The following is a 22403-nucleotide window of genomic DNA, read 5'->3' on the forward strand; positions in this document are numbered from 1 at the left end:
TGCCTGGAGCAGACCCAGCAACGCTACGGAAGTCGAATTAGCATTTTGGGTCTTTGGCAACCGGATGAACGCTTCGAGTATGCGCTAGTGCAAGGAGGATTTAAGAGTGCAAGTTACATCAGTGTGATGGATGGGATTGCAGCCAGAGCGGCCCAAACACTCGAACAAACGGGACGGCTTACCGTTATCGTTCAAGACAATGGACCGATTCACACCAGTAAAGTGGTTCGTCAGCAGTGGGCACGCTGGCAAGCGCAAGGATTATTCATTTTCTTTTTGCCTGCTTATTGCTCCCAGATGAACCCCATCGAAGGACAGTGGCATCAACTCAAAGCTCATGAAATTTCAGGACGAATGTTTGACAATGAATATGATTTAGCCCTGGCTGTGATGGAGGGCATGGAATCACGAAGTGAACAAGGTGGGTATACGTTGGAGCGTTTTAGGTTTAAATCATCCTAGCTACTTACTGCTTATCTTTGCAATGGTTTCAAGGTGAAGTTTTGGCGTAGAGTGCAGCATGACTAATTAGAGGCTAATCATCTACCCTTCTACTCTTGGAAGGATCGCTAGGCTGGCAAAGCCTCCAATACAACTCTCGTCGGTTCCAGACCACAGTTTTAAGTGAGATTAGCCGAAATTCTTTTAATACTTTCTTTGAGATTGCAGGATTGGAATTCTTATTTAGTCCAATAAAACACTCTCCAAAATACCTTCTGATATGCCAAGCTGCATCTTGCTGGTAGAATACGCCTTTAGTCTCAACTTGCTTTAGCATCCAAGCTGCAACATCTTTCGCTGTTAGGTTGGGATCTGGCTCAGGTATGGGTTCTTCTTCGAGACTTTCCTCAATCGAAGATAGATCAAACTCCTCCGTGTCTTCTAACAAAGCTGAAAAATTCGGTTCTGACCAATCTATGCTATTAGATTCAGACTCAGACACCGAAATATCTTCTAACAATTTTTGAAACGCCTCATCATCTGAGAAAAATGTTTCTGGCAATTGTGTATTTTGGATGTCGTCTAACAGGTAGGCGAGGTCAGTCTCAAAAGATGGTAGTTCAATTGGGGTCTGATTATTCAAATTCTCAAGCAGTTTGTCAGGCTCATCCGAATTAATATCATCTAAATTAAAATCATCTTTTTTATTTGGAGGCATTTTCTATAGTCCTTATGGATTTCACCTATTCATAGTAAATTATCCGTTCAGAGGCGAAGCGACCTAGCTATCTATTATGCTACTCTAAACGTTTTAGCACCCTCATCAGCGCGATCGCTCATCACCCATTTGTTAGGTTCAAGCACGAATTTCCCTGTGTTAGCCATTTAGGAAGCGCGATCGCTTCCTCGGCTGCGAACAATTGTGGATAATCATCTAGTTGAGAATGCGCTCGCCATTACCTGTGGGATGGTTTGAGGAGCGAAACTCGTCATCCTAAGCCATGCAACGCCACAAAAAATTCTGAAGTTCACAAACGTTCAGTACAGCCTACGCGGGCGACAATATTTAAACCCAACTAAGGCTTAAGGAAGCAACTCCAGCACAGATAAACGGCTGATAATTTGCCCTGCGATCGCAACAGGCACTTCATCAGACAGTTGATAATCTTGACGATGCTGGTAGATGGATTCGGATGTCACAACAGGGTCGGTATAGACCTCAATCTGCTTTTCTGGGAGGTTGATAATCCAGTAAATCGGAATCCCAGCACGGGCATAGAGACGCTGTTTTGAGGTGCGGTCACGCTCTAGGGTAGAGTCGGCAACTTCAATAATTAGGGCGATGTCAGAGGCACCGGGATGACGATCGAGGTAATCGCGGGTATTTCCCCGAACGACCACCACATCTGGTTCTGGCTCACTATCTGCTAGGGTGATAGGTTCTTGAGTATCGACGTACCAGCCTTCTGGAATGACGGCTTCTAAGGCATTTCGAGTGAGTTTGGTAGCCGCACGATGGGGCGGATTTTTCGGCATTTTGTAGACCAACCATCCATCCAGCAGCTCTACCGGATCGTCGTCGCTCAGGATGCCAAGACGAATCATCTTGTGATACTGCTCAACACTCAAACGCCAAACGGGTTCTGTTGGTACTGCCGCAATGGTTTGGGTATTCAGTGTCTCAGATGGTATGGATGTGGACACAGGGTATGTGACTTGAGCGCATTTACTGGTGATGGTAGCACTTGTGAAATTGCCTTTGTACGTGGAGAATGGGGCTGCTTAGGCGAATGCGCGATCGCACCTATCAGAGTAAGTGATGCCATTGAATCGGATGCCAAAACCTATCTGGCATTTTCCGACAATGAATCATCCGGTTGGAAGTCAGGATCGTCAAAGTAGTATTGTCCATTAGCTTTCGCGATCCGTTCAAACAGTTGCGGAATTCCTTTGGCAATCACCTTTACGTCTTCCGTTCTGAATGTCCAAACTTCTTGTCCAAACATTGGATCGGTTCTTTCACAAACGAGTTTGCCTACAATGACCCACCATTCCCAAAGGCGATTTCTACTGTTGAGGCGGCGTACATAACCGTAGGCAATGCAGCGATCGCCCTCAATATCCATGAAACCAGTGAACTGATCGCCCTTAATATCGATGAAACCAGTGAATGGTTTGTCAGTACCTGTCAACTCGTGATAAGTATAGTCCTCTAATGCCCGAATGTGCCAAGGATATTCACTTTGAGCAAAAATTGTGCCACCGTCGAAATGGCTGTGGAGTTGAATCAGTTCCTTTGGCATTTCCGGTTGGCTTTGATTGTCTGACCAATCAATTGGCGATCGCATACTAGGTTTTTGCTCTAGGATGGTTAGCATCTTGAGAAATCGATCTTGCTTCCGTACTGCCCAGCCGATTTCCGGTTGGAGATAGCTATCTTGTTGCCGAACTCCAATAAAGCCTGCAACCACTTCTAAATCAGCTTTTCCTTTAGGGGTAACGAGTGCGATTGGTGCTTTAGAGAGTCCCGTGGGTAATACTGTTGGTGAGATTCCGTCCTCGACCGTGAGTTCTGCACGAGGGATATCTAGAATCGGATTCTTTTGTGTAGGCGCATGGGTGACGGAATGATTAATGTAGGGAAATAGATCGGCTAACCATCCTGTAATCACCTCTCCACCGTATATCTCCTTTGGTTTGTAAATGTGCTGCCAAAATTTCAGTGGAGGTCTACCAGCAACAGTGTCAATCAAAGCGTCACAAATTGGCAACAGCCGTTCTGTCCACCAACCCAAATCGTAAGCAGCGATCGCTTCAACCCGGTGTCGGATACTGCGCCAGTCGGCTTCTGTTCCGCGCACTGTAATCCCAGGAATGCCGCAAATGGCATAGAGCATATAATCAAAATACTGCTGCAACGCATCCATCATCACCACCTGACTTGCAGTTTGGATGATGGATGTAGTGGTGCTGAAGTTGCACACCATGAGTGAGTGAATATCGGGCTTAACATTGTGACGAATGCGTTCTGACCATTGTTCAATCACTTCAGCCCAGTCATTCGGTTGATCGAGTTTTTGAGTCTCAACCTTTAACTCCAGCTTGCCGGAATGACCCACAAAACGCGATCGCAACTCTTCGGCATGATTGTTGATATGTTGTGCAAACCCTTGGGCAATTGTCAGCCAAATTACATCTGGAGTCAGCAACAGCGGTCGATGTTCGCTGTGGGCAATATGAACAGCAGTGACTAGAGGATGATTCCCTGATTCCTGAATGACTTCAAATGAGTTACTGTGGCTGAATGCCAATAATGGAGAACCTAATCGCTCCTCAAATTTACTCCAAGCCTCGCTAACAGGAATGATATCTCGACATACCTGGACATCATCAACAAGAAAACTAATTTCTCCGTCCGATTGATGCAAAATCGACGCTACGGTTTCCATAAAAATTTCTGGTGGTGAGTAAATAGGATGGAGGCTAAGCCTACTTACAAGGGAGTGGCATCCTTCAAGAATATATCTTACGAATCAAGGAACTAATCGTGTCTTTCTCTATGGTGTCAAGATGGTGTCAAGGTCAGATGCGATCGCCTATCGGTTAGGTGAAAGCACAAAACTCAGCCTAATCCGATTGATTTTCTAACGGTAATCCCAACAAGTAGCGTTTGAGGTCACAGCACCCACCAAGACTGCCGGATTTAGCGTTAGATTTCGCTTTAGCTAAATCCAACTGACAAGGTGAAAGTATATCGGTTATTTAATTAGCGCTCCTCACAAACGGTTTTTCAGAATGTAAAAAATGTTTTGCACTGAGCAGTAACGTACCGATTACTGATGGATTGTACCATCAGGCATCGTGACCTCTTCTAAGCGTGCTTCGCTCAAATCGGTTTCAATTACAGCCGCATTCGTCAGATTTGTCTTCAGCAAAACTGCTCCAGCTACATTTGCTTTGAGCAGAATCGCTCCTGTTAAAATTGCGCCAAACAGAATGGTTTCGCAGAGATTTGCGTACCTTAAATTAGTTTGACTCAGGTTCGCTCCACCTAATACGGCTCGGTTTAGATTTACCTTTTTCAAATTGGCTCCCGTAAGATTGGCTCCGCTGAGATTTGCTCCCGCTAAATTCGCTCCCTCCAGGTTGGCTCCCGTTAAATCTGCATCCTTCAAGTTCGCCCTCATCAAGTGTGCTTGTTGGAGGTCTACTCCACGCAGATTTGCACCCCTGAGGTTGATCATGCCTAGATTAGCTTGACTGAACTTCGCTCCATCTAGACAAGCAAAGGTGAGTTTTTCTCGGTATAGATTCGCTTGCCGAAAGTCTCTTTGTCCTGCTGCATACTTGCTTTTGAGTGTCTCAGCATTCATATTCACTACTTCTTCCTAGGTAACACTTAACAATCTTGTTCTTTCCCTATCGAATGTTAATGTCGTGCAATAAGTTCCCTAGTTGTTTTTTGCGGGACTCCCAGAAAGCCGTTTTTCAACCACGCAAAGCAAGACAGCAAGCTCATGCTATTTTCTCTCCCTGTAGTATTTACTAAATCTTTCATTTTACTTTTACATCTAATTTAGGGAATAAATCGTGAAGATTCTGTGTTGATGCTGAACCAAAAATTTTTAAATTGGACATTAAACCTTAAAAAGTTGTTACTTTTTAATAAAAAAACGGCTTAGTCTGCATTTATTTACAGATGAATTGTAACAAAAGTTATTATATCTGTTTTTCTTTAGGGCACGGTACTGCTGGAACCCTGTGAAAATTCACCATCAGCCGCTATAAAGAGTTATGTTTATTTCTCTGAGTTTGCTTAATAAAAAACTATAAAAATCATTAGCCAAAATATAATAATTTTGGGTTTAAATTAAAGATTTACACAATTCGCTTCGGCACGGGTTTTGTGAAGATGCGTTCGTGCAGCGTGCCGGAGGCATATTGCCAATACTTCCCGCCAATACTTCCCGCCGTGCCAGCCTAAAGCCGGTTATGACAGGATTGGGACTAGCAACAGACTGCTGTTAAACGGAGATTGATACATGACAGAAAGTAGTCATCAGCCCTCGCAGGGGGGGCGTTTTGAGCCGCCGTATGACGGGCACGCCGACCACTTGGAGACACCCATTGAACCCATTGAACCCGTTGAAGTTCAGGTGGAAGACGATCGCACTGGGATGACGGTCGTGACCCTGAAACGGGCGTTTGCAGATAACCTGTATTACCTGCTGGCAAAAGATGAGTATTGGGCGACGCCCCATGATTACTACATGGCTCTCGCTTATACTGTGCGCGATCGCTTGCTGCACCGATGGATTAACACCAGCAGAACCTACATTGACAAAGATGTCAAAACCGTATATTACCTATCGGCAGAGTTCTTGATGGGTCGTCAGTTGGACAATAACCTACTCAATTTAGGTTTGTACGAACGGGCACGCCAAGCTCTCCACGAGTCCGGACTCGACATCAACGACCTCAAAGTATTAGAATCAGAACCCGGACTCGGCAATGGGGGTTTAGGGCGTCTGGCGGCCTGTTTTCTCGACTCCCTCGCCACCTTAGAAATTCCGGCAGTTGGCTACGGCATTCGCTACGAATTCGGGATCTTTGATCAATGGATTCAGGATGGCGCTCAAGTCGAACACCCCGACAAATGGCTCCGGTTTGGCAACCCTTGGGAAGTTCGCCGCTCAGAATTAACCGTTGAAGTGAAGTTCGGCGGATATACAGAAGCTTACAGCGATGGACAAGGTCGTTATCGAGTGCGTTGGATTCCCGATCGGAAAATCTTAGGGACGCCCTACGATACACCCGTATCTGGGTACAACAACAATACAGTGAATACGCTGCGTCTCTGGCGGGCGGGGGCTTCTGAAGAGTTCGACTTCCAGGTTTTCGACAGCGGTGATTATGCCGGTGCCGTTACCAACAAGATATTTTCTGAAAATATCTCAAAAGTTCTCTATCCCAACGACAACACCTCTCAGGGTCGGCAACTGCGCCTAGAACAGCAGTATTTCTTCGTCAGCTGTTCTCTCCGAGACATTATCAATTCGCATCAGCGCATTCACCGGACTTTCGATCGGTTCTACGACAAGGTCGCTATCCAGCTCAACGACACGCACCCATCGATTGGGGTTGCCGAACTGATGCGGTTGCTGGTGGATGAGTACGAATTAGGCTGGAACCGAGCTTGGTACATCACCCGGCGCGTCTTCGCCTACACGAACCATACACTGCTCTCTGAGGCTCTAGAACGCTGGCCTGTGAGCTTGTTTGAGCATCTGTTGCCTCGGCACTTAGAGATTATCTATGAAATTAACCGTCACTTTCTCGATGAGGTACGTGCCAAGTATCCGGGAGATGAGGCGCGGGTGGGGAGATTGTCAATTATTGAGGAAGGTGCCCAGAAGTACGTCCGCATGGCGCATTTAGCTTGCGTGGGTAGCCATTCCATCAATGGGGTAGCAGCACTGCATACAGATTTGCTCAAAGCGGATGTCTTGCGAGATTTCTACGAATTGTGGCCCGAAAAGTTTAATAACAAAACGAACGGGGTGACACCGCGCCGGTGGTTGTTGCTGAGCAATCCCCATCTGTCTGAGCTGATTACCGAGAAAATTGGCAATGATTGGGTAACACAACTCGATCAATTCAAGCAGCTAGAAGCGTTTGTTGATGATGCTGAGTTTTGTTCTCGCTTCTCGTCGATTAAGCGCAAAAATAAGCAATCCTTGGCAGAGTACATTCTGCTCTACAACGACATTGAAGTAAATCCAGATTCTCTGTTTGATATTCAGGTGAAGCGGATTCACGAGTACAAGCGTCAGCTGTTGAATGTGCTGTACATTATTACGCTGTACAACCGGATCAAAAAAGATCCCAATGTTGATATCTTGCCCCGGACTTTTATTTTTGCAGGCAAGTCCGCTCCTGGCTACTACATTGCCAAACTGGTCATTCAGTTGATTAATTCGGTGGCGAAAGTCGTCAATAATGACCCGGATGTGCGCGATCGCATTAAGGTCGTTTTCTTGGCAAATTTCTCGGTCTCTCTCGGTCAGCGAGTTTATCCAGCCGCCGATCTTTCCGAGCAAATCTCCACGGCGGGCAAAGAAGCTTCCGGGACGGGCAACATGAAGTTCGCCATGAATGGGGCGCTTACCATCGGAACGCTGGACGGTGCCAACATCGAGATCCGCCAAGAAGTCGGGCCTGAAAACTTTTTCTTATTTGGCTTGACAACTCAAGAAGTATATGCACTGAAGGCAAGGGGATACAACCCGCGAGACTATTACCATAGCAACGCCGAACTGCGACAAACGATCGACGCGATCGCTTCCGGCTACTTCTCACCCGACAATCGCGACCTTTTCAAACCAATTGTGGAATCGTTGCTAGACAGGGATGAGTATATGCTCTTTGCCGACTACCAAGCGTATATTGACTGCCAGCAAGAAGTCAGCCGAGCTTATCGAGACGCAAAGCACTGGACTCGAATGTCAATTCTCAACGTTGCTCGCACGGGGAAATTTTCCTCAGATCGCACGATTAAGGAGTATTGCCAAGAAATTTGGAACGTCCAGCCAGTCAAGATCGACTTGAAAGAGTATCAACCGCATACAGCGGGTTTGCAGGTGAAGGTGCAAGCCAAGCGCCCTGTCCTTTAACGAGCAACTCGTAAGTAGGGGACAGCGCGACAAGACAGTCAATGCAGTTGCATCTTAATCGTTAAAATGACGACCCAGGCTGCTGAAGAAACTCTGCCTCCTGGGTCGTTGTCTCTCGACCGAGAATCTGATTGCGATGGGGAAATCGCCCAAAGCGTTCAATTACCTCGAAGTGTCGAACTGCGTAGGAAATGTAATCAATACAGTCAGGATCGTCGCCCAATTGCTGAAATAACTCCACTGACTGACGCTGATGTTCGAGATTTTCACTATGTTCAAAAGGTAAATAAATAAAGCATCGCTGGACTGGCAGCAATTCTCGATCGAAGCCATTGGCAACTGCGTGCTGTGCCACAGACAGAGCAAGGCTATCGGTAGCGAAGGCTTGGGCACTCCCGCGAAACAAATTGCGTGGAAATTGATCTAATAGCAGTATCAGTGCTAAACAGCTTTGGGGCGATTCCTTCCAGGAATTTAACTGACCCGCTGCGGCTAGTTCGTAGTCTCCTAAGAAGCGGGTTCGGATCTCCTCATCAAACTGCGGTTTTTTGGTAAACCAGACTTTACGGGGTTTCCCATAACCCGCCTCATCGGGTTTGCCAAACCAAAAATTCAAAATTTCATGGACTTGTGACATGAGTTTTGGCTCCAGCGCTCTCAATTTCGCTCTCCCCAATCCTCCGATCTAATTCCCGCTTAAAAAAGGGGCTAAGGAGGGATCGGTTCCTGCACTGAGCCGGATTGTCAGCGCCCGGAAGCAGCGATTTGGTGATGCCGATGATAGCTAAAGATTGCATTTGGGCACCCTTGGAATAGAAGTGTTTAGCTGCGTCACTTTAACTTCCCGCTCACCCCCAGCCTGACTCATGAATTACACCGATAACCAAGAGTTGCTTCAACTGTTTATCCAGCAAGCGCCAGCAGCCGTTGCCATGTTCGACCGCGAGATGCGTTACCTGCTGTTCAGTCGTCGATGGCTGACGGAGCGCAATCTTGGCGAGGACATTATCGGGCGCTCTTACTATGAAATTGAGCGTTGTGAAATTGAGCGTTGTGAAATTGAGCGTTGGCGGGCAATCCATCAGCGTTGTTTAGAGGGAAGCATCGAGAAGGTTGAAGAATCTTTACCCCGTACTGATGGAACTGTGGAGTGGGTAAGGTGGGAAGTACAGCCGTGGCGCACGGGCACAGGTGAAATCGGCGGATTGATCGTGTCGAGAGATGCGATCGCCGAGCGCCATCCATCACAGGAACACCTACACCTGTTGGAGAAGGCGATCGCTGCTAGCAATAACGGCATCGTGATTAGCGACGCGAGCTTGCCAGACAATCCCTTGATTTATATCAATCCCAGTTTCCAGGAAATGACCGGGTACTCCGAGAGCGAAGTTTTAGGGCACAACTGCCGCTTCTTGCAAGGAATCGATACAGAGCAACCGGCGATCGCTCAATTGCGAACGGCAATCCGGGACGGAAAAGAGTGCAATGTCACCTTGCGGAATTACCGCAAAGATGGGACGCTTTTCTGGAACGAACTGCGAGTTGCGCCAGTAAAGAATCCCCAAGGAAAACTCACAAACTTTGTGGGTGTCCAAACTGACATCACCGACCGAGTGGAAGCCCAAGAACATCTGATTCGGATTAGCAAAGCCGTTGAAAATGCGAGTGATGCCATCATCATTACGAACGCCAAAGGGCAGTCCCTCTATCACAATCCGGCGTTTGTGGAATTGTTTGAATACACCACAGAAGAAATCAATACTGCTGGGGGATCAGCCATCCGTTACTGCGATCCGAATGTCGCTCGTGAAGTCATCAGCACGATCAAACAAGGCAACTCCTGCTGGAGTGGTGAAGTCGAGATGCGTACCCAGAGCGATCGCACTATATCGATTTTGCTTCGGGCTGATGCCATCACCGATGACAATGGTAATGTAGTCGGGTTGATTGGGATTCACACCGACATTACCGCCCGCAAGCAGGCTGAAGCCGTTTTACGGCAGCTTCTGCGACGGGAGCAGCTCTTAGGAGCGATGCAAGAGCGTATCCGCCAATCCTTGAAGCTGGAGGATGTTCTCAACACTGCCGTGGCGGAAGTGCGGCAGTTTCTTCAGACAGACCGAACGATCTTGTACCGCTTTGAGCCGGATGGAAGTGGCACCGTCGTTGTAGAGTCCGTGAGTACCCAGTGGTTGGCGGTGCTGGGAAGCAATATCAAAGATCCGTGCTTTGGCAAAAGCTACGCTGCGGCTTATCAACAAGGTCGTATCCGTGTCATTGAAGATATCTACACGGCTCAGCTCAACCCCTGCCATATTGAATTGCTAGAGCAATTTCAGGTGCGAGCGAATCTAGTCGTGCCGATTTTGCAAGGAGACCACTTGTGGGGGTTGCTGATTGCCCATCACTGTCGCTCGTCGCGGCAGTGGCAATATGAGGAAGTCGAACTGCTAGAGGCACTGAGCGTGCAAATCGCGATCGCCATTCAACAAGCCGCTTTGTTCGAGCAAGTAGAAGCGGAACTAGCGCGATCGCAAGCCGCTCAGACTGCATTGCGCGATAGCGAGGAACGTCTGCGGACTGTCGTGAAAAGTGCGCCCATCGTTCTATTTGCCTTAGACGATCGGGGTGTCATTACCTTTTCCGAAGGGAGCGGTCTGGATACTTTGGGACTGGAAGCGGGGAAGGTGGTTGGTCAATCCATCTTTGAGGTGTACCGCCGCTTCCCACAGATTCTCGAAGAGGTTCGGCAAGCGCTATCCGGCAAAGCCTTAACATCCCTGGTAAAAATGGGCAAATTGACCTTCGAGGTTCGCTATTCGCCCCTGCGAAACGCCAACAACGAAGTCATGGGCGCAATTGGCGTCGCCACCGACATCACCGAACGCATCCAAGTAGAGGAAACCCTCCGCCAAAGCGAAGTGCTGCGCCAAAGTGAAGCCAAAACTCGCGCCCTCCTCGACGCAATCCCAGATTCGATGTTTCGCATCCGTGAAGATGGCACCTTTCTAGACTTCAGAGCGGCTAAAAATGACGTTCGGGCGATCGCTCCCGCTCAAGTCATCGGTCAAACTGTGCAGGAGCTTTTGCCAACCGAGGTAGCGCAGCAAATGCTGCATTATGTAGCCAAAGCGCTGTCTGCTAACGAGATCCAAGTTTTTGAATATCAACTGCTCGCCCCCTTGAATCCCGCTTACCCAACCGGAGAGATAGGCTCTGTGCGCGATTATGAAGCTCGCGTTGTTGTCAACGGAGCGGATGAAGTGCTGGCAATCGTGCGCGATATTACCGAGCGCAAGGAGATGGAGCGACTGAAAAACGAATTTGTCTCCATCGTCAGCCATGAATTGAGGACGCCGCTCACTTCGGTGCGAGGCTCCTTGAGTTTAATTGCTGGAGGTGTGACGGGTGAAATTCCCAATGAGGCAAAGGCGCTAGTGAATATTGCTTATAAAAATACCGAGCGTCTGATTCTCCTGATTAACGACATTTTAGATATTGAAAAGATTGAATCCGGCAAAATGGATTTTCATCTCCAGCCGCTGGAACTAATGCCCCTCGTAGAGCAGGCGCTGGAGGCGAACCGGGGCTATGGCGAACAGTTTGGGGTGCAGTTGGTACTGGAGTCTGAGTTGTCCGGTGTTCAGGTAAATGTCGATCGCGATCGCCTGATGCAGGTACTGGCTAACCTCATCTCCAACGCTGCCAAATTCTCTCCCCCCAATGGTACCGTCACCCTCTCCGTTTCCCGTCCAACTCAATCGCCAAATACCATCCGAGTTGCCGTTACCGACTGCGGTTGTGGCATTCCCGAAGACTTTCGCCCCCGGATTTTTCAGAAATTTGCTCAAGCAGATTCCTCAGATACCCGTCAAAAGGGAGGAACTGGCTTAGGTTTAAGTATCTGCAAAGCGATCGTAGAAAAACTCGGAGGACACATTAGTTTTGAAACTCAAACGAATGTCGGGACGACTTTCTACTTCGATTTACCAGAATGGCAAGAAGCACGGATCTCAAAGATTATGACTTCCCACTCGCCGGAAAGTCTCCCCATCCTTATCTGTGAAGACGATCCCGATATTGCCACGCTGCTGTCGCTGATGCTGAAACAAGAAGGTTTAAGTGCAGATATCGCCTACAATGCAGCCCAAGCCAAGCAGCTTTTGTCAGAAAATTGCTATGCAGCGATGACTGTAGATTTGGCGCTACCCGGTCAAGATGGCATCTCTTTGATCCGCGAACTGCGGGAAGATGAAAATACTCAGAGTCTCCCGATTGTGGTCGTTTCTGCCAAAGCCCAACAGGGGCGCGAACAACTCAGTGGCGGTGGATTGCCGGTGATAGACTGGCTGGATAAACCAATCGATCAGGCGCGATTGATGGCATCTGTCCGCCAAGCAGTTCGGCAGAACTCAGACAGTAAGCCTCATATTTTGTATGTTGAGGACGATCCGGATTTAACTCAGGTGGTCTCAACAATTTTGCAGAATATCGCCGAAATTGATTCAGCTAAAAATCTTCATGAGGCAAGACACAAGCTGTCTTCTAAAACTTTTGACTTAGTGATTCTTGACCTCAGTTTACCGGATGGTTCTGGTCTAGAATTGCTAGCGGATCTCAACAATCAGATTTTTTCCTCCATCCCCGCAGTCATTTTCTCCGCCAATACCGTTGGCATGGAGGCGGCACATCACGTAGCTGCGGCACTCGTCAAGTCCCGCACCTCCAATCAGCAGTTGCTGGAAACGATTAAATCCCTAATTGGACGCGGTAATTCCGCTTCTTAATTCTGTTTTTTTAAGTTTCAATAAATTAAACGTTTATTGAAACTTAAATTTTATTGAGTTTAAATAGTTGTTATTAAATTTTTAATTTATAAACTAAAAATCAAAATATTTAGTAGGATGACCGAATTAAACCATGTCATATTGTAGACTGGGGAGCCATTCCCATCCTGCTTGGTTCTCCGCGTTGAGAGGCGTGGAGTTTGAGGTAAGGAACTCAACATGGCAAGGGTAAGACGGGGAGTAAAAAGCGCTTTTCCGAGCTTACTAATAATTTAGTCTTACTACTTTCTGGAGATAGGGAAGGAGTTCGTTATTCGTAGAGGTAAGAACAATAAACCCTAAACTATTGCAATCTCAAATGAATTGTAGAATCTTCTCTTTTTTTATAGATATGCTTTTTCTTCCAACTCAGTTTAAATTAATGAGTAATCAATCAAAAGCAATATGACAACTCCATCTTTAACTCGTATCTTGTTGGTGGAAGATGATCCGGACATTCAGACCGTTGCCTGCTTGGGTTTGAAAGTAGTCGGCGGTTTCACGGTAGAAGTCTGTAGTTCTGGGAGCGAAGCGATTCAGAAAGCGCCGATATTTGCCCCAGATTTGATTTTGCTGGATGTGATGATGCCTGGGATGGATGGGATGACCACCCTAAAGGCACTGCGGGAACTCCCGCAAACTTTAAGCACTCCGGTAATTTTCTTGACAGCCAAAGTGCAAACCCATGAAGTAGCTTATTATAAGCAACTTGGTGTATTGGATGTGATTGCGAAGCCGTTCGATCCCATGACCCTTTCTGCAACTCTCAATCGTATGTGGTTTCAGTACCATGATTGATGCGCTTCAAGATCCGCAAGAACAACTCAATGCCTTACGCCTTGCCTATAGGCAACAACTGCCGAGTCGAATTGAGCAGATTGAAACAATTTGGAATCAGCTGCTGGGAAGCCTTGAGGAAAGAGGGACCGTAGCTGGGGAGTCAGGATGTAGGGGCGGGGAAACCCTGCCTGGAGCAGGAGAGAATCAAGAACATCAACCCCTCAGCACCTCAAAGGTTCAGCCCCTTTCGCATTCTCCAAATCCGCCTCAGTCCCTGCTAGAAGCCGCTGCCTCACCTTTGGAAACGCTACACCACCTGATGCACCGTTTGGCGGGTTCTAGTGCCACGTTTGGCTTGCTGGGGTTAGGGAATGCGGCGCGAACTTTGGAACTGGTATTCAAAGCGATTTTGGATAGTGGAAAGTTGCCAACCGCAGAAGAACAAGCACAAATCTGCGTGCTGGTAGGAGGATTGAAACAGGCGATCGCTGTGGAGGACACTTGTGTACTGGATCTAAACCTCCCCCCGTTGCAGTCTCAAGAGCCTTGGACAGAGAATCGGCTGATTTTTTTGGTGGAAGACGATCCGCATCTATCGCAGGATTTGGCGTTGCAAATCAGTTGTTTTGGTTATCAGGTTCGCACTTTTGACAAAATTGCTGAACTGGAGGAGGCGATCGCGCAAACACCACCCGCCGCTGCAATTGTAGATGTTGTTTTCCCCCAAGACAGTCTCGCTGGCCCCAAAACAATTACTGCCATCCAGCAGCACCGAGAGCAACCGCTGCCAGTTTTGTTTATTTCTGCCAGAAACGATCTCATGGCTCGTTTACAGGCGGTGAGAGCGGGTGGAAAGGCGTATTTTCCCAAGCCAATTAACATTGGAGAATTGATTGACGCGCTGGATTTGCTGACAGTGCCGCAAGCACCAGAGCCGTATCGCATTTTAATTGTTGACGATGATGCGCCTTTGGCATCCTTCTATGGTTGGACTTTGGAACAGGCGGGAATGACGGCGCTGGTGGTGACAGATCCGTTGCAGGTGATGCCGCCGTTAATTGAGTTCAGACCGGATCTAATTTTGATGGATATGTATATGCCGGGATGCGATGGAGTGGAACTGGCAGCGGTGATCCGTCAGCAACCAGCTTATGTGGGCATTCCGATTGTGTTTCTGTCGATGGAGACGGATCTGAATAAGCAGCTAGCGGCGATTCAGCTAGGCGGGGATGATTTTTTAACCAAGCCGATTCAGCCAAATCATCTGATTGCGTCGGTGATGCCGCGAGTGCAGCGATCGCGTCTTTTACGTTCGGTGATGGTGCGCGATAGTCTGACTGGGCTGCTCAATCATACGACGATTAAAGAGCAACTCAGTATTGAGGTGCAACGAGGTCAGCGCGAAAAGACGAACCTTGCCTTTGCCATGATTGATATTGATGATTTTAAGTCAGTCAACGATACTTATGGTCATCTCACAGGCGATCGCGTACTGAAAAGTTTATCCCGTCTGTTGCAGCAGCGTTTGCGAAAAACTGATATCACGGGTCGTTATGGCGGGGAAGAGTTTGCGGCTATCCTCCCGAATACAGATGGTGCAACAGCCGTGCAAGTTCTCAACCGAATCCGCGAAGGTTTTGCACAAGTTCGGCAGCAGTCTGACGGCGCTGAGTTTTCGGTTACTTTTAGCTGTGGCATCGCTGTCTTTCCCAACGTAGATGAAGCGACCCAACTCAATGAAGCCGCAGATAAAGCTCTCTATGAAGCCAAACGACGCGGACGCAATCAGGTGGTTCTGTCTACGTGAACAAATCTCTGCGATCAAGAGATTACAACTGCTTTTAACGAACATTAAAGATTTAAAGCGATCGCAAATAGCCAATCCAATAATATTGGCAAGGCTCACCCTACACTGTTATCAGAGCTTTTCCATACAATCTATTAAGTGAGAACAGATGGCTGACATTGTTGATATTGCCGTTGGTGCGGGTTCTTTCAAAACTTTAGTAACTGCTGTCCAAGCGGCAGGGTTGGTGGACACGCTGAAAAGTCCTGGCCCTTTTACTGTCTTTGCACCGAATGATGATGCCTTTGCCAAACTTCCACCCGGAACGATTCAAACCTTGGTGCAAAATATTCCCCAGCTTGCCAGAATTCTCACCTATCATGTCGTTCCTGGCAAGTTAATGAAAGCCGATTTAGAGAAAGTAAGTTCTGTCACCTCAGTGGAAGGTTCACCCATCAGAATTGATTGTTCTGATGGTTTTGAGGTGAAAAATGCTACAGTTCTCGCACCAGATATCGAAGCAGATAATGGCGTGATTCACGTTATCGACACGGTAATTTTAATGGGTTAAATAAAAAAAAGGGAGCAATCGCTCCCTTTTTAAAAACCCTATTTGAGGTGTGTTGGAGGAATCAAGGAATCGGAGTGCGATCGCTCCTTTTAAAAGCCCCCCTTTTTTCCAGCGAAGCGGCGCGTTAGCGCGGGGGTTGGGGGGGATCTCCTATCGATAATCCGACTGCTGAATATCCCGCAAACGAGCTTCAGGACGCTTAAAGCGATCCATCTGAGCTTCAAAAAACTCCCGATTTGCTTGTAAATGCTTCGGATTGGAGTCATCTAAAGGATACAGAAGTGCAGTCCGCAATGCTTGGATAACAGCAGAAGTAACGCAGTACATCGAGCGTTGGAAAGTAATCCCTAATTGGATTAACATATCATCTTCACCGCGGCAGTGTTGGCGATAGTAATCCACGAGATAGGGTGGGAGGAAATGCAGCATATCCTGCATTAACAATGTCGGCGGAATGCCAGCAGTTCCCACCGGAAATACATCAGCATAGAGAATTCCATAGTGGAAATCTTTCTGATTTTCCGGAACTTGCTTTGCCTGAGCATTGTAAGATTTTGTACCCCGGAATGGAGCGGTGCGGTAGAATACAGCTTCCACATACGGTAATGCTGCTTCGTACAGCCATGTGAAACCGCAAGATTTGGGGATAATTTCATACTTTTCACCCCGAATGTAAACGTGATGATAAATTGGACGACCCGCGATCGCAAAAATTCCATTTACCAGAAAATTCATCGCTTCCGGCACACTGGTAATTTTCCCCTCATCGTAGAGGTCGGACATCTCAAAGAAAACTGGAGCCATCACTTCCCAGAACAAGCCTAAATTACTGTAGTAAGACAGTTGGCGCACCTGTTCTAAGAACATATCAGGGAACAGTTTATACAATCCCAGCATCGCCGGATTGCCTTTGAAGTAAGCCTTAATTGCTCTATCTGCATTCGCTTTATATTCATCGGTATCCAGATAGGCATCGAATTTACCCCAGCCCATATCTCTGCCGTGCCAAAGCATTGCTTGCATACAAGCTTCGGCAAATTCCATATTAATTCGGTCATGCCCTAAGTGATGGAATAACTTGGGCATTTTAGAAGTTTCGCCCTTCTCGATAAACTCTAGAAGTTCGGGATGAGCGGTAGCTTCTCCGCGCCAGATCCGCAAATCTGCATCGTCTCCAGCGTAATGATTATGTAACTCTAAATACTCTTTGGGCAAGAAGTATTTAAAGAAGGGAAAGGGATTTAAAAAGACATGCTCGGCAATATAAAGCAGGTCGCGCCAGTAGAAATCCATCGGTACTGCATACGCTTTATAAATACCGATAATTTGCATGAGATTTTCCGGCGTATCTGGCAGCATGGCACCACCAGCTTCTAAGCGGTGAATAATTTCGGCAAATTCATGGTTAGAAGGAGGTAATTTTGTTGAAGGCTTAGATGGAGTTTGTACCATTTTTAGTCCCTTTTTAGTTCGTTTAGATGAATTACTGAATGTTTTTTGATGAGTCGTTATTTAATTGTGCGGGCAGTGTTTTTGACGTTTTTGACCTTTCCCCCAACCCCTTCCCTGGCTTTTAAGGGATCTGGGGGCTTAGGTTTCTCATTTTCCGCCTGAGCTTAGATTTAGCTCTATAGGGGTTGCTGGGTTTCGTTCCTCAACCCAGCCTACGAAATTTTAGCTGAGGTTTTTCGTTTCCAGGCTGAGCAAAGGAACGAGAGGAATGAAAGTAATTTTCTACTCCTGAACTGAAGCTTGGTAGTTGATAGCAACTTGCTGAGTAGTAGTCGTGGGCATGGTAGCAACCATTGCAGCGGTTGTCGGTTCGCTCCAACGCACCAGCCAATTGGGGAAGATTCCTAAGAAGAAGATTAAGGCTGCTAAAACTAAAGCTGGGGTGCGCTCAACCCATTCAACTTTGGGATAGTAGGCTGCGGCATTGTTCAGTTTGCCAAAACAGGTGCGGTTAATGAGAATCACAAAATAAACTGCCGTTAAACCGCTACAAATTACACAAATCAGGGTTGGAATTGGAAATACGATGAAACTACCTTGCAGCACTAAAAATTCAGCGATAAAGCCTACCATACCGGGGATACCAGCACTCGCCATTCCGCCTAGAACTAGCAAAGCAGTGGTAAGCGGTAAGCCGCGTTGGGGACTCAACAAACCATTCAAGACATCTAAATCGCGGGTGCCAACTTTGCTTTCGATAACGCCCACCAAATGGAAGAGGATGGCTAAGATGATACCGTGGCTAACCATTTGCAAGACGGCACCGAGTAAACTAAGCGGTGTAGCAGCGGCGGCGGCTAACAGAACATAGCCCATGTGACCGATAGAGCTGTAAGCGACCATGCGTTTGATATCTTTTTGAGCGATCGCACTCAGCGCCCCGTAAGCGGCACTAAACGCTCCGATAATCGCTAACCCTGGTGCCACAATTGTCCAGGTTTCGGGAAACATTCCTAAACCAAACCGTACTAAACCATAGGTTCCTAACTTTGCCAGGATGCCACCTAAAAGAATGGCTACGGGTGGTGAAGCCTCGACATAAGCATCTGGCAACCAAGTATGCAACGGAACTAGGGGAATTTTGATTCCGAAACCCACTACCAGCATTGTTAGCAGGATTAGCTGCGCTTGTAACGGTAAACCTTGAGCAATGTTGGCATTGTAATCAAAATTAGGAGCGTTACCCAGCCAAGTTATACCCAAAAATGCCGCCAGAATTAAAATTCCAGAAAGCGCTGTATAAATGAGAAACTTCATCGCTGCGTAGCCACGCTTTTCAGTTCCGCCCCAGATGGCAATTAACAAGTACAGCGGAATCAGTTCTAGTTCGTAGAACAACACAAACAGCATCAAATTCTGCGACAGGAAGGCACCCGCAATTCCAGCATTGACCAGCAGCACTAAAGAATAGTAAAGCTGAGGACGAGTAATCTGCTTTGAGGTGCTGTAAATAACAATCCATGTCAGCAGGCTATTCAAAGCCAACAGCGGTAAAGACAAACCATCAACACCAAGGCTGTAATTCAATCCCAATTTTTCAATCCAGGGCATAAATTCAGAGAATTGCATCCCGGCATTGTTCAGGTCGAATTGGGTTAAAAGAAATCCTGTCTCTAATAAAATTCCACTGATAATCGCTAATGCAAGTAAACGGAGCTGACTAGCAGATAAGTTAGGTAAGAATCCGACGAGAGCGGCACCTAAAAAGGGTAGCCAAATAAAAGTGCTGAGCATGGTTTGTTATTTGCTGATTCCTGATTGCTGATTTCTGTTGACCGGCTGAATGAGAATCATAGAAACGGCGGTTTGGCTATATAGCAATCCCAATTTATGTAGGAGATATTCTTCTCTCCTTTTTCCCTCCGTTAACACGCGATCGCGCTTCGTTAATCGAAGACATCTCACCACTTAAATAGGATTGCTATAGCTCTACCTAACTCAGTAAGGTGACTTTGCCAGTGTCCAAATCGTAATAACCACCTACAACTTTCAGTTTATTTTCCTGAATTAACTGAGAAATGACAGGAGAGGTTTTCAATTTTTCTACTTGAACCAAAACATTCGCTTTGCTAGCATTCTCTAGCCGATCGCCGGGTTTGCCTTTTGAATTTTCTACACCAGGTTTTATTGCCTCAATTAAGCTACCAATTTGACCAGGCACTTGGGCACCTTTAATGGTGGCATCTACCGCCCCACATCTTTTGTGCCCCATGACCATGATTACCTTGGTTCCTAATATTAAACCCCCAAATTCTAGGCTCCCGGTTTCCTCCGGAGTTGCGATATTTCCTGCCACGCGGCATACAAACAAATCTCCAAATCCCCGGTCAAAGATAATCTCAGAAGGAACTCGCGAATCCGCGCAACTGAGAATCGCCGCAAATGGCTTCTGAGTTTTCGCAACGGCGGTCAAACGTTGAAAATCTCGGTTGATATTTTTAGTTTTTCTGGTAATAAACCGTTGATTCCCCTCCATTAAACTTTGCAGCGCTTGATCGGGGGTCATGTCATTCTCTGCAACGGCTTGGTCGGGGAAAACCAACTTGGTTCCGAGTCCGGCAGTTACGACCCCTGCTCCTACTGCGCCTGCGCTAAATTTCAGCAAATTCCGTCTGGAGAATTGTCCTTTCTGCTTTTTTGAATTCATTGGTTCGTAGCTTCCTTCCTAAGGGTTAAAGACTTGCTCTCTTTGTATTTTGTCATTAGTTATGTATCCTTTGCAATTTAAAAAGGACTAATGACAAAAAGTTCTAAACCAACCGGGTTTTCAGTTAGTTTGGTAGGGCAGCGATCGCCCACTCTCGACCTATTGAGCGAGTGCTACAAAGAGTGGTGAAGCGGCATGAAAGAAGCGCCAGTATAATAGCATTCCTAAGACAATTATTCCCATTACTATCGTCATCGCATAAGCTTGGGATTGTCCGGAAGTGCTGTATTTCAAACTTTGTCCGCCGAAAAGGGAAGCAACGCCGACAAAATTAACGAAGCCATCCACTAAGTAGCGGTCAAAGGCAGAGATGAAGCGGGAAACTAAAGCAACGCTGAAAACAATACTCACGCGGTAAATTTTGGCGGTGTAAAAGTCATAAGCCAACAAATCTTGCAGGGGTTTCCAAGGAAGTTGGACAGGTTTTTGCCACATTTTATTCAGATAGATCGCACCCCCAAGGCTGCAACCAAAGATGCTAGACCAAATCAACAGTAGCGCCATATCTTTATTGAGAGTTGCCCAACTCGGCAGTAGCGACAAGCTCTGTAACACTAAGGGGAGGTGGAGGGTGAAGGCGGCCAAAACTATCATGGGAAAAGTTAAAGGCCAAAATGCTTCTGGCGATCGCACAGTCATCGACTTGGGTTCTCCGCCAAAAATCAGCCCAAACACTCTCGTTAAACTGAAGGCTGTCAAACCATTGACCACCAGCAATAACCCGACTAGCCAAGGTTGAGTTGCCCACAAACCATTTGCTAATTTCAGCAATGCCCAGAAGCTGCCTAGAGGCGGAAAAGCGATTAACCCCAGCGTCCCAACCAGAAAGGCTAACCCGGATATGGGACGGCGCGACCATAAACCGCCGAGTTGGGTTAAGTCTTGGGTGATGTTGTTCCAAATAATTCCACCAACACTCATTACCAACAGCGCCATTGCGATCGCATGAGTCAAGATCAACAACAAAGCTGCATCATCTTGTTGAGTGCCTACAGCGATAAATACCAATCCCATGTAGGTGCTGACGGAATAGGACAAAGCGCGTTTGATATCAATTTGCGCGATCGCAATCAAGGAAGCGCCAACCGCCGTCACACCACCGATCGATATCAGCGCCAACGACACTATCGGAGAAAGGGCTAACACAGGTTGCAACTTAATCAACACCCAGGCACCTGTTGCCACGACGACCGAGTTCCGCAAAATCGTGCTGGGAAGCGGCCCTTCCATTGCCTCATCCAACCACAAATGCAACGGAAATTGAGCGCATTTACCCATCGGGCCAGCAATTAAACCTAAACCTAATAGCGCGGCTAGTGTAGGGTCTAAATCAGCGGTTTTTGCCCATTCTGCTAGATCGTTAAAATTCCAACTTCCTGCCAGGGGATACAAGGCAATGACTGGCATCAGCATGATTAAATCCCCAACCCGCTTGGTTAAGAAAGCATCCCGCGCCCCCGTCACCACTAGCGGCTGGCTAAACCAAAGTCCTACCAGCAAATAAGTCCCCAAGGTGAGGATTTCCAGGATTACATAGCTAAAGAACAAGGAGTTGCACAAAGCTAAAGCACACATCCCTGCCTCAAAAAGCCCCAGCAAGGCATAAAAGCGTGCCCAGCCCCAGTCCATCTCCATGTAGCCGATCGCGTATATCTGGGCTAGCAGGTTTAACCCGGTTACTAAAGCGATCGCTGCAACGTTAATTACTGAGATTTCTAGGGGGAAATTTAAATCCAAACCCGCTGCCGACAGCCATGTAAACGTTATTTCTTGAGACGGCTGGTTCCAAATCGCTTGCAGAGTCACTAAGCTATGAACGAATGCCAAAAAGGTCATCAGCAAGTTAATGTAACCAGCGGGGCGCGGCCCTGTGCGGCGGATGACACCGGGCGACCATAATAGCCCGGAAATAGCACCAATTAAGGCATAGCAAGGGACTAACCAAATAGTATCGATGAGAGCCTGAACCACTGAATTCCCTCCAAACTTGCAGCAAAGCTAGGGTTGCTTTCAGCCAACCCGTAATTTCCCTAACCAACCTATGCAGTAAGGCGAATGCCGAATTAATAATTTCTTAAGCGTTCTGCTTATCTTAATGGTTCAAGTA

The 22403-nt window shown here is 47.2% G+C and carries 15 protein-coding genes; 6 read left to right on the plus strand and 9 right to left on the minus strand.

From position 1 onward, the window contains the following. On the plus strand, nt 1-462 hold a 462-nt coding region (locus NDA06_RS21500; RefSeq protein WP_348251846.1), incomplete at its 5' end, for a transposase. Between the two features lie 73 nt (nt 463-535). Here NDA06_RS21500 and NDA06_RS21505 read toward each other — a convergent pair. The 4 genes from NDA06_RS21505 to NDA06_RS21520 form a co-directional block, all read right to left on the minus strand. Continuing rightward, entirely contained in the window at nt 536-1159 is a 624-nt protein-coding gene (locus tag NDA06_RS21505; protein WP_190987258.1) for a hypothetical protein, read from the minus strand. A 365-nt stretch (nt 1160-1524) separates the two neighbouring features. Continuing rightward, nucleotides 1525-2145 (minus strand): Uma2 family endonuclease, encoded by a 621-nt coding sequence (locus tag NDA06_RS21510; protein WP_347277077.1) that lies wholly within the window; start codon nt 2143-2145, stop codon nt 1525-1527. Between the two features lie 140 nt (nt 2146-2285). Next, nucleotides 2286-3890: a DUF4419 domain-containing protein gene (locus NDA06_RS21515; RefSeq protein WP_348251847.1), complete on the minus strand. Its 1605-nt coding sequence runs from the start codon at nt 3888-3890 to the stop codon at nt 2286-2288. Between the two features lie 384 nt (nt 3891-4274). Continuing rightward, nucleotides 4275-4814, minus strand: coding sequence for a pentapeptide repeat-containing protein (locus NDA06_RS21520; protein ID WP_190411552.1), 540 nt, complete (start codon nt 4812-4814; stop codon nt 4275-4277). 804 nt (nt 4815-5618) lie between these two features. Here NDA06_RS21520 and NDA06_RS21525 point away from each other — a divergent pair. After that, nucleotides 5619-8114: a glycogen/starch/alpha-glucan phosphorylase gene (locus tag NDA06_RS21525; RefSeq protein WP_242033094.1), complete on the plus strand. Its 2496-nt coding sequence runs from the start codon at nt 5619-5621 to the stop codon at nt 8112-8114. 61 nt (nt 8115-8175) lie between these two features. Here the strand turns inward: NDA06_RS21525 and NDA06_RS21530 are convergent, their stop codons facing one another. Beyond that, nucleotides 8176-8751 carry a DUF924 family protein gene (locus NDA06_RS21530; protein ID WP_190986859.1) on the minus strand — a complete coding sequence of 192 codons (576 nt, stop codon included), beginning with the start codon at nt 8749-8751 and terminating at the stop codon, nt 8176-8178. 229 nt (nt 8752-8980) lie between these two features. Between NDA06_RS21530 and NDA06_RS21535 the strand changes: the two genes are divergently transcribed. The 4 genes from NDA06_RS21535 (at nt 8981) to NDA06_RS21550 (ending at nt 16077) form a co-directional block, all read left to right on the plus strand. Next, complete coding sequence (locus NDA06_RS21535; protein WP_190986860.1) at nt 8981-12901, plus strand: PAS domain S-box protein; 3921 nt, start codon at nt 8981-8983, stop codon at nt 12899-12901. A gap of 444 nt (nt 12902-13345) precedes the next feature. Beyond that, nucleotides 13346-13738, plus strand: a complete 393-nt coding sequence (locus NDA06_RS21540; RefSeq protein ID WP_190427114.1) for a response regulator — start codon at nt 13346-13348, stop codon at nt 13736-13738. Beyond that, nucleotides 13731-15527, plus strand: coding sequence for a diguanylate cyclase (locus NDA06_RS21545; RefSeq protein ID WP_190986861.1), 1797 nt, complete (start codon nt 13731-13733; stop codon nt 15525-15527). The genes NDA06_RS21540 and NDA06_RS21545 overlap by 8 nt, the downstream gene beginning before the upstream one ends. A gap of 148 nt (nt 15528-15675) precedes the next feature. Next, nucleotides 15676-16077, plus strand: a complete 402-nt coding sequence (locus NDA06_RS21550) for a fasciclin domain-containing protein (RefSeq protein WP_190411546.1) — start codon at nt 15676-15678, stop codon at nt 16075-16077. 150 nt (nt 16078-16227) lie between these two features. Here the strand turns inward: NDA06_RS21550 and NDA06_RS21555 are convergent, their stop codons facing one another. From NDA06_RS21555 to NDA06_RS21570, 4 genes are all read right to left on the minus strand, one after another. Continuing rightward, nucleotides 16228-17529, minus strand: a complete 1302-nt coding sequence (locus tag NDA06_RS21555; RefSeq protein ID WP_190986862.1) for a CO2 hydration protein — start codon at nt 17527-17529, stop codon at nt 16228-16230. 282 nt (nt 17530-17811) lie between these two features. Beyond that, nucleotides 17812-19323 carry an NADH-quinone oxidoreductase subunit M gene (locus NDA06_RS21560; protein ID WP_190986863.1) on the minus strand — a complete coding sequence of 504 codons (1512 nt, stop codon included), beginning with the start codon at nt 19321-19323 and terminating at the stop codon, nt 17812-17814. 199 nt (nt 19324-19522) lie between these two features. Further along, nucleotides 19523-20236, minus strand: coding sequence for a carbonic anhydrase (locus tag NDA06_RS21565; protein WP_190426520.1), 714 nt, complete (start codon nt 20234-20236; stop codon nt 19523-19525). Between the two features lie 159 nt (nt 20237-20395). Further along, on the minus strand, nt 20396-22267 hold the full coding sequence (locus NDA06_RS21570; RefSeq protein WP_190986864.1) for an NAD(P)H-quinone oxidoreductase subunit F: 1872 nt from the start codon (nt 22265-22267) through the stop codon (nt 20396-20398). Nucleotides 22268-22403 lie beyond the last annotated feature (136 nt).

It is taken from the genome of Trichocoleus sp. ST-U1 (genome assembly GCF_039961835.1).
Lineage (GTDB): Bacteria > Cyanobacteriota > Cyanobacteriia > Cyanobacteriales > FACHB-T130 > FACHB-T130.

What these genes read in the sequence shown, in the direction of transcription:
- NDA06_RS21505 (WP_190987258.1), bottom strand. Translation starts at nt 1,159, where the DNA reads ATGCCTCCAAATAAAAAAGATGATTTTAATTTAGATGATATTAATTCG.
- NDA06_RS21515 (WP_348251847.1), bottom strand. Translation starts at nt 3,890, where the DNA reads ATGGAAACCGTAGCGTCGATTTTGCATCAATCGGACGGAGAAATTAGT.
- NDA06_RS21520 (WP_190411552.1), bottom strand. Translation starts at nt 4,814, where the DNA reads ATGAATGCTGAGACACTCAAAAGCAAGTATGCAGCAGGACAAAGAGAC.
- NDA06_RS21525 (WP_242033094.1), top strand. Translation starts at nt 5,619, where the DNA reads ATGACGGTCGTGACCCTGAAACGGGCGTTTGCAGATAACCTGTATTAC.
- NDA06_RS21530 (WP_190986859.1), bottom strand. Translation starts at nt 8,751, where the DNA reads ATGTCACAAGTCCATGAAATTTTGAATTTTTGGTTTGGCAAACCCGAT.
- NDA06_RS21535 (WP_190986860.1), top strand. Translation starts at nt 8,981, where the DNA reads ATGAATTACACCGATAACCAAGAGTTGCTTCAACTGTTTATCCAGCAA.
- NDA06_RS21540 (WP_190427114.1), top strand. Translation starts at nt 13,346, where the DNA reads ATGACAACTCCATCTTTAACTCGTATCTTGTTGGTGGAAGATGATCCG.
- NDA06_RS21545 (WP_190986861.1), top strand. Translation starts at nt 13,731, where the DNA reads ATGATTGATGCGCTTCAAGATCCGCAAGAACAACTCAATGCCTTACGC.
- NDA06_RS21550 (WP_190411546.1), top strand. Translation starts at nt 15,676, where the DNA reads ATGGCTGACATTGTTGATATTGCCGTTGGTGCGGGTTCTTTCAAAACT.
- NDA06_RS21555 (WP_190986862.1), bottom strand. Translation starts at nt 17,529, where the DNA reads ATGGTACAAACTCCATCTAAGCCTTCAACAAAATTACCTCCTTCTAAC.
- NDA06_RS21560 (WP_190986863.1), bottom strand. Translation starts at nt 19,323, where the DNA reads ATGCTCAGCACTTTTATTTGGCTACCCTTTTTAGGTGCCGCTCTCGTC.
- NDA06_RS21565 (WP_190426520.1), bottom strand. Translation starts at nt 20,236, where the DNA reads ATGAATTCAAAAAAGCAGAAAGGACAATTCTCCAGACGGAATTTGCTG.